General features: G+C 37.8%; 15 protein-coding genes. 12 read left to right on the top strand and 3 right to left on the bottom strand.

The genetic code is table 11. From position 1 onward, the window contains the following. Nucleotides 1–122: 122 nt before the first annotated feature. The 7 genes from aroK (at nt 123) to trpS (ending at nt 6,567) form a co-directional block, all read left to right on the top strand. Entirely contained in the window at nt 123–638 is a 516-nt protein-coding gene (gene aroK, locus V5290_RS10080; RefSeq protein WP_113819341.1) for a shikimate kinase AroK, read from the top strand. Further along, a complete protein-coding gene (aroB, locus tag V5290_RS10075) occupies nt 638–1,708 on the top strand; it encodes a 3-dehydroquinate synthase (protein WP_333384897.1) in 1,071 nt (356 codons plus the stop codon). The genes aroK and aroB overlap by 1 nt, the downstream gene beginning before the upstream one ends. 6 nt (nt 1,709–1,714) lie before the next feature. After that, a complete protein-coding gene (locus tag V5290_RS10070) occupies nt 1,715–3,283 on the top strand; it encodes an SPOR domain-containing protein (RefSeq protein ID WP_333384894.1) in 1,569 nt (522 codons plus the stop codon). Beyond that, nucleotides 3,276–4,118: a Dam family site-specific DNA-(adenine-N6)-methyltransferase gene (locus V5290_RS10065; RefSeq protein ID WP_333384891.1), complete on the top strand. Its 843-nt coding sequence runs from the start codon at nt 3,276–3,278 to the stop codon at nt 4,116–4,118. The genes V5290_RS10070 and V5290_RS10065 overlap by 8 nt, the downstream gene beginning before the upstream one ends. 71 nt (nt 4,119–4,189) lie before the next feature. After that, nucleotides 4,190–4,861 carry a ribulose-phosphate 3-epimerase gene (gene rpe / locus V5290_RS10060; protein ID WP_333384887.1) on the top strand — a complete coding sequence of 224 codons (672 nt, stop codon included), beginning with the start codon at nt 4,190–4,192 and terminating at the stop codon, nt 4,859–4,861. A gap of 12 nt (nt 4,862–4,873) precedes the next feature. Then, nucleotides 4,874–5,545, top strand: coding sequence for a phosphoglycolate phosphatase (locus V5290_RS10055; protein WP_333384885.1), 672 nt, complete (start codon nt 4,874–4,876; stop codon nt 5,543–5,545). Between the two features lie 20 nt (nt 5,546–5,565). Further along, on the top strand, nt 5,566–6,567 hold the full coding sequence (gene trpS, locus V5290_RS10050; RefSeq protein WP_333384882.1) for a tryptophan--tRNA ligase: 1,002 nt from the start codon (nt 5,566–5,568) through the stop codon (nt 6,565–6,567). A gap of 114 nt (nt 6,568–6,681) precedes the next feature. Here the strand turns inward: trpS and gloA are convergent, their stop codons facing one another. Further along, nucleotides 6,682–7,092 carry a lactoylglutathione lyase gene (gene gloA, locus V5290_RS10045; RefSeq protein ID WP_333384879.1) on the bottom strand — a complete coding sequence of 137 codons (411 nt, stop codon included), beginning with the start codon at nt 7,090–7,092 and terminating at the stop codon, nt 6,682–6,684. Nucleotides 7,093–7,209: 117 nt separating this feature from the next. Continuing rightward, on the bottom strand, nt 7,210–7,806 hold the full coding sequence (plsY, locus tag V5290_RS10040; RefSeq protein ID WP_333384876.1) for a glycerol-3-phosphate 1-O-acyltransferase PlsY: 597 nt from the start codon (nt 7,804–7,806) through the stop codon (nt 7,210–7,212). Between the two features lie 171 nt (nt 7,807–7,977). Here plsY and folB point away from each other — a divergent pair, with 171 nt between their 5' ends. The 3 genes from folB to V5290_RS10025 are packed head-to-tail and all read left to right on the top strand — an operon-like array spanning nt 7,978 to nt 9,650. Beyond that, nucleotides 7,978–8,331 carry a dihydroneopterin aldolase gene (folB, locus tag V5290_RS10035; RefSeq protein WP_333384873.1) on the top strand — a complete coding sequence of 118 codons (354 nt, stop codon included), beginning with the start codon at nt 7,978–7,980 and terminating at the stop codon, nt 8,329–8,331. After that, nucleotides 8,331–8,837, top strand: coding sequence for a 2-amino-4-hydroxy-6-hydroxymethyldihydropteridine diphosphokinase (folK, locus tag V5290_RS10030; RefSeq protein WP_333384869.1), 507 nt, complete (start codon nt 8,331–8,333; stop codon nt 8,835–8,837). Before folB ends, folK begins: the two co-directional genes overlap by 1 nt. 15 nt (nt 8,838–8,852) lie before the next feature. Continuing rightward, nucleotides 8,853–9,650 (top strand): undecaprenyl-diphosphate phosphatase, encoded by a 798-nt coding sequence (locus tag V5290_RS10025; protein ID WP_333384867.1) that lies wholly within the window; start codon nt 8,853–8,855, stop codon nt 9,648–9,650. A 63-nt stretch (nt 9,651–9,713) separates the two neighbouring features. Here V5290_RS10025 and V5290_RS10020 read toward each other — a convergent pair whose 3' ends face one another. Beyond that, nucleotides 9,714–10,949, bottom strand: coding sequence for a multifunctional CCA addition/repair protein (locus V5290_RS10020; protein ID WP_333384865.1), 1,236 nt, complete (start codon nt 10,947–10,949; stop codon nt 9,714–9,716). A gap of 184 nt (nt 10,950–11,133) precedes the next feature. On the opposite strand from V5290_RS10020, the gene V5290_RS10015 reads away from it, so the two are divergent. Continuing rightward, entirely contained in the window at nt 11,134–12,783 is a 1,650-nt protein-coding gene (locus V5290_RS10015) for an AAA family ATPase (RefSeq protein WP_333384862.1), read from the top strand. A gap of 7 nt (nt 12,784–12,790) precedes the next feature. Further along, nucleotides 12,791–13,612 (top strand): general secretion pathway protein GspB, encoded by an 822-nt coding sequence (locus tag V5290_RS10010; RefSeq protein ID WP_333384859.1) that lies wholly within the window; start codon nt 12,791–12,793, stop codon nt 13,610–13,612. Nucleotides 13,613–13,835 lie beyond the last annotated feature (223 nt).

The raw sequence follows: 13,835 nt of genomic DNA, 5'->3' as shown, positions 1-13,835 counted from the left end.
TTTATCTTCGGGCTTCTTTTTTTATGGCTTGCAATATATTGTTAACAATTGCGATAATAAGGCACTTCTCTTTAATTTTTAAGGGGCTTCCCAATAATCAACCACTTGAGTAAAAATTCAACATGGCAGAACAGCGTAATATATTTTTAATTGGCCCAATGGGGGCTGGTAAAAGCACAATTGGCCGTCAACTAGCACAAATGCTGCACTTAGACTTCCTTGATTCAGATAGTGAAATTGAACGCAAAACAGGCGCTGATATCGCTTGGGTGTTTGATGTCGAAGGCGAAGAAGGTTTCAGAAACCGCGAACAAGAGATGTTAGATGAGCTAACTAAAAAACATGGTATTGTTTTAGCAACTGGTGGTGGTGCCGTTATTCGTCAAGAAAACAGAACGCACTTATCGGCTCGAGGTATTGTTGTTTATTTAAAGACAAGCGTACAAAAGCAGCTGGCAAGAACCTTAAAAGACAAGCGTCGACCACTTCTACAAACAGATGATCCACAATCAGTATTAGAAACTCTTGCTGAAAAACGTAATGCACTTTACGAAGAAGCTGCGGATTACACAATTGAAACTGACGAGCAAAGTGCCAAAGTAGTTGCAAGTCAAATTATAGCCTTATTGGATTTTTAATGGAAAAGTTACTCGTTGATCTAGGTGATCGTAGTTACCCTATCTCGATAGGTTCAAATCTGTTATCGGATACTAGCTTGTTGAGTAGTGCGATAAAGGGCAAAAAAGTCATGATCGTGACGAATGATGTTGTTGCACCGCTTTATTTAGAAGCTTGTAAAAATACATTAAAAGACTATCAAATCGATGACGTAATTTTACCGGATGGCGAGCAACATAAAAATCTAAGCACTTTTGAAATTATTTTAAGTGAACTATTAGCTAAAAAGCATGCGCGTGACACTACTATCATTGCATTAGGCGGTGGTGTAATTGGTGATATGGCAGGCTTTGCTGCGGCATGTTACCAACGTGGTATAGCCTTTGTGCAGATACCAACTACCTTATTATCTCAAGTTGATTCTTCTGTTGGCGGTAAAACTGCTGTGAATCATCCTTTAGGTAAGAATATGATTGGTGCATTTTATCAGCCGCAAGCGGTTGTGATTGATATCGAATGCCTAAAAACCTTACCTGCACGAGAGTTTGCAGCAGGTATGGCTGAAGTTATTAAGTATGGAATCATATACGATCAAGACTTCTTTAAGTGGCTTGAACAAAACATTGAAGCGATCAAATCGTTAGATCCTACATCTATTATTTATATGCTGAAACGCTGTTGTGCGATTAAGGCAGAAGTTGTTGCACTAGATGAGAAAGAACATGGTATCCGTGCACTGTTAAATCTTGGCCATACTTTTGGGCATGCGATCGAAGCCGAGCAAGGCTACGGTAATTGGTTACACGGTGAAGCGGTTGCTGCAGGTATGGTATTAGCGGCAGAAACATCTTTTGTTTTAGGCTTAATTGAACATGATGATGTTGATCGTATTATCGATTTAATCGAAGCTTTTGACCTTCCATTAGCAGCTCCAGAAAATATGCAATATGCACATTTTGCTGAACATATGCAGCTAGATAAAAAAGTGTTGGATGGAAAATTACGTTTAGTATTACCAACGTCAATTGGTACCAGTGCATTATTTGATAATGTGAGTGAAATTGTACTTCGCGATGTCATAGAATCTTAATTTATTATGGTTGAAAGAACGCTTATTTCGCTTCCTTCACAGTTGCAGCTTTTAGAGCGGCTGCAACACCATATATACCTATCTTCTTCTCTTATTTTTATCACCGGAGAAACCGGATCTGGTAAAACGACACTCACAGAAAACTTAACGAATACATTACCTGCAGATTTAAAGCAGGTTTATTTAGCTTTATCTGATGTTGCAACTATTCCTGTATTAAGGCAAAAAGTGATTGAACAATTGTTTGATCGTGCGCTATTTAATGCTCATGATAAATTGGTTGATTCAGTTGAGCGTTTGCAAGAGCAGTTTAGTCAATCTCAGAATCGTTTGTTAATTATTGATAATGCGCATCTTTTACCTACAGATTTTTTGATTGAATTATGTGAGCTATTAGCGTCTTTTGAATTAACTAATAACAAAAACGTCAATGTCATGCTGTTAGTTGACCCAGTATCTACTAATAATTTTTTAAGTTACCTTACCTCAAACTTAGTTGATAGATTACGTAAGAAAATTAATCGATTAGAGCTGGTGTTACCCGCATTAACAAGTCAAGAAGCAACGGCTTTGTTAGCCCATAACTTCCAGCAAATAGGTTATCAAGCTAAATTGCAGCATCAAGATGCGTTGAATCATCAATTACATCTTTGCGAAGGCAATCCCAAAAAGATTATTTCGTTAGCCGAAGAGCTTAGCCAGGGAGGCTTTAAAGAAGATAAGCATGCTTGGGTTAAAACATGGCTACCTGCAGCGCTATTGATGCTGTCATTGATTGCTATTGTTACAGCACTTGGAATTTACTTATATCCTAAATTTATTCCGGAACAACAAATACAGAGTGGCGTAGCTGATTTATCAATGCCAGGTACTTCTAAGCTCGAATTAAATCAGCAATTAACTCCTATGATAGAGCCTTTAGCTGGTGGATGGTCTAGTTTCGATTTAGATATTGATAATAATGAAAGCCTAGTAGGATTATCTGATGAAACTGAGCAGCGTGTGGTGATCTCTAATGATCAATTAATAGAGTTATCTGTATTGGTTGAACAGCCCTACAATGAAATGGAAGAGGCTCCTCAAGCAATACAGGACCAGGCTATACCATTATTACTGAGATCCAATAGAAAAGTAGAGGATTCAGAAAGCAATACAACACAACAAGAACAGATAAAAAATACTCAACCAGAAATAATAGCCGAAAATACAGAGCAAACAGGTAATGTGGCAGCACAGAACTTGCCTGAAGTGACACAATCTACAGATAATTTGCTAACTGCTCCTAGTATTCTGCTGAGTAAAAACCCTAAAAACCTAACAATACAAGTTTCAGCTATGTCTACCCGCTCTTATTTAGCAGATTTTAAGCAGAAATTTAATTCAACAGAAAATGTATTTACCTACCAAACTATTCGTAACAATAAACCTTGGTTTGTTGTCGTTTATGGAGAATACACATCAAAAGCATCTGCAGATTTGGCCATTAAAAATTTGCCAGCTGCATTTGCAGGTATGCCTACTTGGATAAAGTCATGGCAAGCAGTACACAATGATTTGCGGTTAAATAATGAATAAAAAAAATAGAGCCTTTTTAAAATGGGCTGGTGGGAAGTTTACCTTAACTGAACAAATTAATGCACGCTTACCAAAAGCTAATAGATTAATAGAACCCTTTGTTGGAGCAGGATCAGTGTTTTTAAACAGTGATTTTGATGAGTATGTTCTGAATGATATTAATCCTGATTTAATTGAAATGTATAAAATCATCAAGCGTAAACCTAAACAGTTTATCCGCGATGCTAAAGTATATTTTCAAGCAAAATATAATCAGGAAGACGTTTATTATCAATTGCGTGAAAAGTTTAATAAAAGTGATGATGTTTACCTTCGCTCATTATTATTCTTGTATATGAATCGCCACGGTTATAATGGCTTATGTCGTTATAATAAAAGTGGTGGATTTAACGTACCTTTTGGTCGTTATAAGCAACCCTATTTTCCTGAAAGCGAGCTATTGTTCTTTGCTGAAAAAGCAAAAAAAGCTACATTCACTTGTAAACCATACCAAAAACTATTTTTGTATTTACGTGATAGTGATGTTTTGTATTGTGATCCGCCATACGTACCTTTAAGTAAAAGTGCTTCTTTCACTAGTTATGCGACGCAAGGCTTTAGTTTGGATGATCAAGCTCAATTAGCGAAGTTAGCTCGTGAAAGTAAAGCAGCGGTGTTGTTAAGTAATCATGATACGACTTTAACCCAAGAGTTATACCGTGATGCTGAGTGCGATAAAATATTTGTATCGCGAACTATCAGTAGTAAATCGACTGACCGTAAGCCGGTTGCCGAATTATTTGCTTTTTTTCCAGCTAAAGTTAAATCAAGCGCAAACATCACAAATAAAAATTAGTGTGTTAGTTCCTGCTTAGGTAGAATAGGCTACTCATACTTTAGCTTATTTCTATTTAGGAACAGACCATTATGACAGATTATTTAATCGCGCCTTCAATCCTTTCTGCAGACTTTGCTCGTTTGGGTGATGATGTTCAAAAAGTATTAGATGATGGTGCTGATGTAGTACATTTTGATGTGATGGATAACCATTACGTGCCTAACCTAACAATCGGTCCAATGGTGTGTAAAGCACTACGTGACTTCGGTATTACGGCACCAATTGATGTGCATTTAATGGTGCAACCAGTAGATACTATGATTGTTGAATTTGCTAAAGCTGGTGCGTCTATTATTACCTTTCACCCAGAAGCATCACAGCATGTAGATCGATCTTTACAGCTTATTAAAGATCATGGTTGTAAAGCTGGTTTAGTTTTAAATCCAGCAACGTCTTTAGAGCAGTTAACCCACGTAATGGATAAATTGGATGTTGTATTGTTAATGTCTGTAAATCCTGGTTTTGGCGGTCAGTCATTTATCCCTCATACATTAGAAAAATTACGTCAAGTACGTAAATTAATTGATGAAAGTGGCCGTGATATTCGTTTACAAGTAGACGGTGGAGTGAAGACAGACAACATTAAAGAGATCGCAGAAGCCGGTGCAGATATGTTTGTTGCAGGTTCCGCTATCTTTAATCAGCCTGATTATAAAGCGGTGATTGACGAGATGCGTGAACAATTAGCTGAAGTAAAATAAAAGCAGCTGATTATGTCTCAACTTACTGATATTAAATTAATCTGTTTTGATCTTGATGGAACACTAGTTAACAGCGTTCCTGACCTGCGTTTATCATTAAATGCAATGCTAGATGAACTGTCTTTGCCTCATGTTAATGACCTAGTGGTAAAAACATGGGTTGGTGATGGTATTGCTAAAATGGTTGAACGTTGTTTACTTCACGTCAATGGTTCTGAGTCTTCTCAAGAGTTACTTACTAGTGCTGTGAGTATTTTTGAACGATATTATCAGCAATTCTTAAATACTGAATCTGGCTTATATCCTGCGGTAAAAAGTACTTTATTTAAGCTGCAAGATAAAGGTTATAAAATAGCGCTCATTACTAATAAGGCTGAGAAGTTCTTACCTGAATTACTTGCTTACTTTGGCATTGACCGGTGTTTTGATTTGTTTCTAGGCGGTGATACTTTAGCGCGAAATAAGCCAGATCCAATGCAAGTCGAATATGCCTGTGAGCATTTTAATATTAGTGCTTTGCAAACTGTTATGGTTGGTGATTCGCGTAATGATATTTTAGCTGGACAGAATGCCAAAGTATCTACCATCGCCTTAACTTATGGTTATAATTTTGGCGAACCGATTGCACAGATTAACCCAGATTATATTGTTAACCATTTCGATGAATTATTAACATTGCTGTAAGCGCAATGAAGGAAAGAAAAATGACTAAACCCGTTGTATTAAGTGGATGCCAGCCATCAGGCGGCTTAACGATTGGTAACTACATGGGTGCACTACGCCAATGGGTAGTGATGCAAGAAGCCAATGACTGTTTGTTTTGTTTGGTTGATCTGCATGCGATTACCGTTCGTCAAGATCCTAAAGCATTACGTAATGCGATTTATGATGGCTTAGCTATGTACCAAGCTGTTGGTATTGATCCACAAAAAAGCACTATGTTTATACAATCACAAGTGCCTGAACATGCAGAGTTATCTTGGATTTTAAATTGCCATACGCAAATGGGTGAGTTAAACCGCATGACACAGTTTAAGGATAAGTCGCAAAAAAATGTGACTAATATTAATGCTGGTCTATATAGCTACCCTGTATTAATGGCTGCTGATATTTTATTGTATGGTCCAAAGCACGTGCCAGTAGGTAGCGATCAAAAACAACATCTTGAGTTAGCACGTGATATCGCGACTCGCTTTAATAATGCTTATGGCGATACCTTCGTAGTACCTGAGCCTGCTATTCCAGAGCATGGTGCACGCATTATGAGCTTACAAGAGCCAACTAAGAAGATGTCTAAATCTGATGACAATGAAAAGAACTTCATTGCTTTATTGGAAGATCCGAAAAAAATAGCTAAGAAAATTAAAAGCGCTGCGACAGACTCTGATGAGCAAGCGCGTATCTATTTTGATACTGCTGAAAAACCAGGTGTATCTAACTTACTGACTTTATTATCATGTTCAACAAACCGCTCTATCGAGAGTTTGATCCCTGAATATGAAGATAAGATGTATGGCCACTTGAAATCAGATACTGCCGATGCTGTTGTGACTCTATTAGAGCCAATTCAAGCTCGTTTTAAAGAGTTACGTGCAGATGAGCAAGCATTACAAGCAATGGCTCGAGTAGGCGCTGAAAAAGCACGAGAGCGTGCCGCTGAGACTTTAGCTAAAGTTTACGACCGTATTGGTTTTTTACCTAAATAGATTTACTAAAAAATACAGTGAATAAAAAGGGCTGATAACATTTAATGTTATCAGCCCTTTTTATTAGCAAAGATTGGATATGATACTCATTATATTAAATAAGAGTGGTGGATATTATCCTTCCCCTAATCCTTTACCTGCATCTTTTTTGTTAATTAACTCAATCATGTAACCATCAGGGTCTTTAACAAAGGCAATCACTGTTGAACCACCTTTCACAGGACCTGGTTCGCGGGTAATAACGCCGCCTAAGCTTTTGATCTTTTCACAGGTTTGGTAAATATCATCAGTTTCGATAGCAATATGTCCGTAGGCATTACCCATATCATAACTATCTGTACCCCAGTTATAAGTTAATTCGATTACAGTAGTATCTACTTCATCACCATAACCAAGAAACGCTAATGTATATTTATACTCAGAGTTTTCTGATTGGCGTAATAGTTTCATATCCAACACATTTTGATAAAAATCGATCGATTTTTCTAAGTTGGTAACACGTAACATAGTGTGTAATAAACGCATAAGCATGTCCTTTAATTAAAATAAATAATACCGATCAAATAGCCAATTTATCGGTTGTCTCCAATGAATGAGATCCTATCATAAATGCACTTAATGACAGGTTAATCTTACTGTTGATTATTGCTTCCAGTTAACTATTTTTTTCTCTTTGCCAGTTAGTAAACGGCGAATATTACTGATATGTCGCAAGATGATTAAACACGATAACATCAATACAGGTAAGGTAAACTCTGGTTTGATGAGGTGTACATACACAGGCGCAGCTATTGCGGTGATAATGGCGGCCAAAGACGCGTAACCGCTGATTGCCACTGTCAGTAACCAGGTAATAACGACTAACCCTGTCATATCCATTCCCAAAGGCAGTAAAGTCCCTAATCCTGTGGCGACTGCTTTACCGCCCTTAAAGTTAAAGTAAGGGGGGAAAATATGCCCTAAACAAGTGGCAATCCCAATAATGCCAATGGCAAAGGGGGGAATACCAACGAAATAAGCCAGATAAACAGGAATTGTGCCTTTTAATAGATCAAAAATAAGTACTAAGCTAGCAGCCTGTGCATGATGCATGCGTAAAATATTAGTCGCACCAGGATTTTTTGAGCCTTGAGTTCTAGGATCCGTCCATCCTTTATATCTGCACAATAAAATTGCACCATTAACTGCGCCTAGAAAATAGGCTGATATGCTAAAAATAAGTGTTGCCAGTATAATCATGGTACTTATTTCATCCTATTAAGGTAAAATGCGAGTCAACTATATATTGTCCACAGATACAAGCTGTGGTCAGAAATTATAATTTTCAGGTTAACACCTGAGTCTACTCGCTAACGACAATAAAAAAAAGCGCAGTGATATCAAAACCAAATACAATGATGGGATAGAAATATGGATATTGTTTTTATAAAACAGCTGCAAGTAATCAGCACAATTGGTGTGTATGGTTGGGAAAAGGGCGTTCAACAAAAGCTCTATTTTGATTTAGAAATGGCACATGATAATAAGCCTGCAGCTGCTGATGATGATATTAATCTAGCATTAAACTATTTTAGTGTTTCAGAGCGTGTTAGCCAATTTGCACAACAAAATCAGTTTGAGTTAATTGAAACAATGGCTGAACGAGTAGCAGCACTAATAATGGAAGAATTTGCTGTTCCTTGGATTAAGTTAACTTTACATAAACCTGGTGCTTTACCTAAAGCACAAAGCCTAGGTGTTCAGATCGAGCGTGGTGCCAAGTAATGGCTCATATTTTCATCGGAGTCGGTTCAAGTATCAATCGACGTGAAAATATTCGCTTGGGTATACAAGCATTACAACAAGCATTTGGGGAATTAAGGTTATCCAATGTGTATGAAAGCGAGGCGGTAGGGTTTGATGGTAGCCACTTTTATAATTTAGTGGTGGAACTATCCAGTGATTTATCTATCGAAGAGCTGATAACACAGTTAAAAGCTATAGAGATACAATTAGGCAGACCATTAAAAGCATTAAAATATGCACCAAGAACATTAGATCTGGACCTACTATTATATGACGATGTCATTGATAATAGTCGTGATCTACCTCGTGCAGAAATAACATTGAATGCATTTGTATTAAAACCGTTAGCAGAATTAGCACCTACATTACTACACCCTGTTTTGAAGCTTAGTTACCATACTTTATGGTCACAATACCCTGCTAATAAACAGAAATTATGGAAAGTGGATTCACCCGTTATCACTGAACCACTATCACCACAGTAACCAAAAGAGATAAATATGAGTTTTTTAGAAGTTATCGTTCTAGCCTTGATTCAAGGTTTAACTGAGTTTTTACCGATTTCAAGTTCTGCACATTTGTTATTACCTTCTGTTTTATTAGGGTGGCAAGATCAAGGTCTGGCATTTGATTTGGTATTAAACATAGGTACTTTAGCGGCAGTGGTAATCTACTTCCAGAAAGATCTACGCAATATGTCATTTGCATGGTTTAACTCGATTAAACATAAACAAACTACACAAGACAGTAAATTAGCTTGGTGGATCATTTGGGCGACTATTCCCGCTGCGCTTATTGGATTTTTTGGAAAAGACTACATTGAATTATATTTACGTAGTGGTTACGTAGTCGCAACGACGACGGTGTTTTTTGGTCTTTTACTTTGGTGGGCGGATGCTAAAGCGGTACAAATTAAGACGGAATACCAGACAGGATTAAAAGGTGCGATCTTTTTAGGTTGTGCGCAGGCATTAGCTTTGATTCCAGGAACATCTCGTTCAGGTATTACTATTACAGCAGGCTTGATGCTCGGATTAACACGTAACGCTGCAGCTCGTTTTTCGTTCTTGATGTCGGTACCAATTATCTCTATGGCATCTGGATATGATTTACTTAAATTTATCTTATCGGATCAATATGTAGATTGGGGATCATTGATGCTTGGTGCTGGTGTTTCTTTTATTAGTGCTATTTTATGTATTCATGTCTTCTTAATACTATTAAATAAAGTAGGTATGTTACCTTTTGTTATTTATCGTTTGATATTAGGCGCGGCGCTTTTTTACGTACTAAGTTAACAAGATGCAAACGCTCAGACGGGCTTTTGCATCTTTTCAATCAATATAATCCTAAACCAATATTTATGCTGGTTTAGGATTATTATTCTTAAAATCTTGTACCAAATCTATTCTTTGTTGCTGCAGTCTATTTCTGATCTCTGCACCTTGAAAACCCTGTTTAATAATCGCTTGGATGTCAGCAGTTAATGCCTGTTGGAAAGCTTGCCACATATAATCGGCAGTCGGGTAAGGTAATAATTCAAAGCCCGTTCTACCTTTAGAGTCAGCCACGCAACATTGCAACATTTGCTGGAATCGTTGTGGTTTACGCCATGCGTCACACTTATCCATAATGCCGACCATAGTACTTGCGCGTAATTCAAAAGCACTGTGAATATTAGTATGGTGTTCGCTGACTAATAACGCTAAATCTCTACACTCATTAGGTACTTTTAAGCGTTTACAAAACTTTTTAATGACTGCTAGCCCTTTGATACCATGACCTTTATGGCTTGGCCATTCACTTTCAGGCGTTAATGCTTTGCCCAAGTCATGCACTAGGCAAGCGAAACGGAAGGCTACCGAGTCTGATAATAAACAAGCTTGCTCCAAGACCATTAATGTATGAATGCCAGTATCTATTTCTGGATGCCAGCGTTTGGGAGCCGGTACTCCATATAAATTATCGATTTCAGGAAACAGTGCCGCTAGTGCCCCACAGTCACGTAACACTTGAAAGTAAACGTGTGGGCTATCAGTGCGTAGCGCTTTTTCCGTCTCCACCCAAACGCGCTCTGGAGTTAAACTTTGTAACTCGCCACTTGCGGCTATGTCAGACATCAGCTGTAGGGTTTCAGATGCAATTTCAAAACCTAATCCAGCAAAGCGTGCAGCAAAACGAGCAACACGTAATACTCGAAGTGGATCTTCACTAAAAGCAGGGCTGATATGGCGTAGTACTTTAGCCGCTAAATCTTGTTGCCCTGAGTATGGATCTATTAGTTTACCGTCTGAAGCTTTAGCTATGGCATTGATGGTAAGGTCGCGGCGAGCTAAATCATCTTCTAAAGTGACATCTTCGCCGGCATAACAGGTGAAGCCTGTATAACCAACTCCTTGCTTCCGCTCAGTACGGGCTAATGCATATTCCTCACCTGTTGTTGGGTGCAGAAACACAGGGAAGTCTTTACCTACTTGAGTAAAGCCTTGTGCTAACATATTGTCTGGGGTGCTGTTCGTGACAACAAAGTCTTGGTCTTTGACTTCGATACCTAATAACTTGTCCCTTACTGCTCCACCAACCAAAAACACTTGCATTGTTTATCCCCTTAATCACCAATACTCTTATTATAACCAAACTATTAAAAGATGCAGAAGCTTGTATGCTTTATTAATAATGATTGTCACGGATATATGTTTTAATATGATGTTAACATAGTGATAATTAGCTTATTTATTTCGACTCTTATGAACATGGTTCCACTCGAGTGTAAGGTATAACATGTATCAAGATTTCTTTTCTTTGAAAGAACAACCATTTTCTATTTCTCCCGATCCTGATTTCCTCTTTTTGAGTGATAGACACAAAGAAGCATTAGCACACTTAATGTATGGACTACAGGGCAATGGTGGTTTTGTTCTGCTCACAGGTGAAGTTGGAACGGGGAAAACTACGGTCTGTCGTGCCTTACTACAAGATATCTCAGAGCAAATAGATATTGCTTTTGTACTCAATCCTGCGCAAACAGAGGTGGAATTATTAGCGACTATCTGTGACCAGTTTAAGATTGATTATGATCAACAACGAGCAAGCTTAAAGAGCCTATTTGATGCAATTAGTGGTTGGATGTTACATAACTTAGAAAAAGGCCGAAGTGCGATTGTCTTAATTGATGAAGCACAACATTTGAGTTTTGCTGTATTAGAGCAACTACGTTTATTAACCAATATTGAATCCAACAATAAGAAACCATTACAGGTTATCCTTATTGGCCAAACAGAACTACAACAAAAACTAAAAGAAAATCAGTTGCGTCAGCTAGCCCAGCGTATTACTGCTCGTTATCATTTATTACCATTGACTCTGCAAGAAACGGAATACTATATTCAACATCGTCTGAATGTAGCTGGAGCGAGTTATCCTATTTTCGATACCAAGCTATTAAAGCGCGTCTTTAAATATAGTCGAGGTATTCCTCGTTTAATCAATCTAATATGCGATCGAAGCTTACTGTGTGCTTTTAGCCAAAACACGCCAAAAGTTACAGCCAATATGATTGATTTAGCAGTAAAAGAGATCGATTTAAGTTTAGATCAAGACCTAGCTAAAGATTTGTTTAAATACGGTTGGCGAGTGTTGTTCTTAGTGATACTTATCGCAGTTACCGCTTATCAGGCTCCGAAAATTTGGCATCACTTAATGCAACCTGAACAGGCTTTTGAAACAGTCAGCGAATTACACTTAAATGTGATACCTGCGGAGCAACAAACTCAAGAACAAGCTGTGTTTAATTCACCAGTATCAACCACAGCTCCACTAATACAAGATAACTTATCTTGGTTTGATAATTACCCTGCTCTAGATTTATCTAAAGGTGAGTATGCAACGGCATTACAAACTTTATACGCTGTATGGGGTTATCAAGTTGAGCTAAGTAGAGCTAATTGTGAGCAAGCGAGTAGAGCTTCATTATTATGCGTATCAACGAATACCTCATTGGATAGGTTAACTACTTTAAACTATCCTGCTGTAATTGAATTAGCCTCTGATGAAGATATTATTTATGCGGTTTTATACCGTTTTGAAGATCAATTTGAATTATTAATTGGAGCACAAAAAATAATAGTAGATCGTGATTGGTTAACGGAATACTGGAGCGGCGAGTTAACGTTATTATGGCAACCGCCATTTGACGTAACAAAACCATTAAAGTTTGGTGAGAAAAGTGGTCGAGTGATGTGGTTAGCTGCTCAGCTTAATCGTTTATATGGACTGCCAGATACACAAAAAGATCGTTTTGACTGGAAGTTAAAAGAGCAAGTTATTGAGTTTCAGGAAGATAATGGGTTAGTTGCAGATGGTATCGCTGGGCAACAAACATTAATGCTACTTGTACAACAATTAGATCCTAAAATACCGTCATTACTATAGAGGCATTATGTCGACCATTTTAAAAGCATTAGAAAAGAGTAAGGCACAGACAACTGCATTGCATGTCGAGCCAACCGCTAATAACGGTTGGAAGGTACTTATAATATCAGTATTGCTTCTAATCGCGATATTGTTAGGTGTCGTTATTTTTTTACTGTTACGTCCGACTCAGGAAACACTAACTCCAAACGTTATACCTAAGTCTGAAGTGTTAGTGCCAGAGCCTACTTTAGTTGTGAAAACATTAGCACCTATAGAGCAACAAGCAACTCAAGTTAGTGAAGTGCAATTTAAAACAATTCCTTTACCAATAAGACAGCCTCCTGTGCCTTCTTGGAATACTAATGGGACAGAGGTTACCGCCGAGCAAGAGTCGGTATTGCCTGAGCCAATCAATGAAGTCGGGCTTACTGCACAAGATAAGTTGGATGCAATTAATACAAAAGAGCAAGATGAAAAGGTGTTATCGGAGATTGATTTAGAAAATGTACCTGACTCGCTAAAACAACGCTTTGCCTTAGCTGTTGAAGAAGAAAAAAATGGTGTATTAAGAGAACAAACTATCGAGCAAGAACCACCTGAAGTAATGGCATCTGAAATTCATGAAATGCCGAACCGTTTTCAGGAGCAAGTCCCGGCTATGCGCTATGATTCACATGTTTATTCCAGTGATGAAGCTGAACGCTGGATCCGTATTAATGGTGTTGATATGCGAGTAGGAGACTTTGTTGGTGATGTTGAGCTGGTGGATATATTGCCTCAACAGAGTGTTTTTCGTTTAGGTGGGCAAAGCTTTACGATAGAGTCTTTACAGGATTGGAAAGGCTAATAGTTGAGTTATACCAATCACACTAATTAACTGATCTATTTTACTTGTTAAAATAACTTATTTCTTCGTTGTAATTTTCGAAAGTAGAACAACTACTTAACTTAAATCACGCCTTGAACTTAGTCATTTTTCCTGCGTAAAATTTAGATCACTTATTTAATATAATTGGTATTAATTGTAATTAACTAATAAAAAACGCACCGAAGTGCGTTTTTTATTGGAG

This window comes from Psychromonas arctica (genome assembly GCF_036697365.1).
GTDB classification, from domain to species: Bacteria; Pseudomonadota; Gammaproteobacteria; order Enterobacterales; family Psychromonadaceae; genus Psychromonas; species Psychromonas arctica_A.
Note: the sequence above shows the minus strand (reverse complement) of the source record. Positions and strands in the feature narration are given on the sequence as shown.

What these genes read in the sequence shown, in the direction of transcription:
- V5290_RS10065 (WP_333384891.1), top strand. Translation starts at nt 3,276, where the DNA reads ATGAATAAAAAAAATAGAGCCTTTTTAAAATGGGCTGGTGGGAAGTTT.
- V5290_RS10055 (WP_333384885.1), top strand. Translation starts at nt 4,874, where the DNA reads ATGTCTCAACTTACTGATATTAAATTAATCTGTTTTGATCTTGATGGA.
- trpS (WP_333384882.1), top strand. Translation starts at nt 5,566, where the DNA reads ATGACTAAACCCGTTGTATTAAGTGGATGCCAGCCATCAGGCGGCTTA.
- V5290_RS10070 (WP_333384894.1), top strand. Translation starts at nt 1,715, where the DNA reads ATGGTTGAAAGAACGCTTATTTCGCTTCCTTCACAGTTGCAGCTTTTA.
- aroK (WP_113819341.1), top strand. Translation starts at nt 123, where the DNA reads ATGGCAGAACAGCGTAATATATTTTTAATTGGCCCAATGGGGGCTGGT.
- aroB (WP_333384897.1), top strand. Translation starts at nt 638, where the DNA reads ATGGAAAAGTTACTCGTTGATCTAGGTGATCGTAGTTACCCTATCTCG.
- folB (WP_333384873.1), top strand. Translation starts at nt 7,978, where the DNA reads ATGGATATTGTTTTTATAAAACAGCTGCAAGTAATCAGCACAATTGGT.
- V5290_RS10025 (WP_333384867.1), top strand. Translation starts at nt 8,853, where the DNA reads ATGAGTTTTTTAGAAGTTATCGTTCTAGCCTTGATTCAAGGTTTAACT.
- rpe (WP_333384887.1), top strand. Translation starts at nt 4,190, where the DNA reads ATGACAGATTATTTAATCGCGCCTTCAATCCTTTCTGCAGACTTTGCT.
- V5290_RS10015 (WP_333384862.1), top strand. Translation starts at nt 11,134, where the DNA reads ATGTATCAAGATTTCTTTTCTTTGAAAGAACAACCATTTTCTATTTCT.
- folK (WP_333384869.1), top strand. Translation starts at nt 8,331, where the DNA reads ATGGCTCATATTTTCATCGGAGTCGGTTCAAGTATCAATCGACGTGAA.
- V5290_RS10010 (WP_333384859.1), top strand. Translation starts at nt 12,791, where the DNA reads ATGTCGACCATTTTAAAAGCATTAGAAAAGAGTAAGGCACAGACAACT.
- V5290_RS10020 (WP_333384865.1), bottom strand. Translation starts at nt 10,949, where the DNA reads ATGCAAGTGTTTTTGGTTGGTGGAGCAGTAAGGGACAAGTTATTAGGT.
- gloA (WP_333384879.1), bottom strand. Translation starts at nt 7,092, where the DNA reads ATGCGTTTATTACACACTATGTTACGTGTTACCAACTTAGAAAAATCG.
- plsY (WP_333384876.1), bottom strand. Translation starts at nt 7,806, where the DNA reads ATGATTATACTGGCAACACTTATTTTTAGCATATCAGCCTATTTTCTA.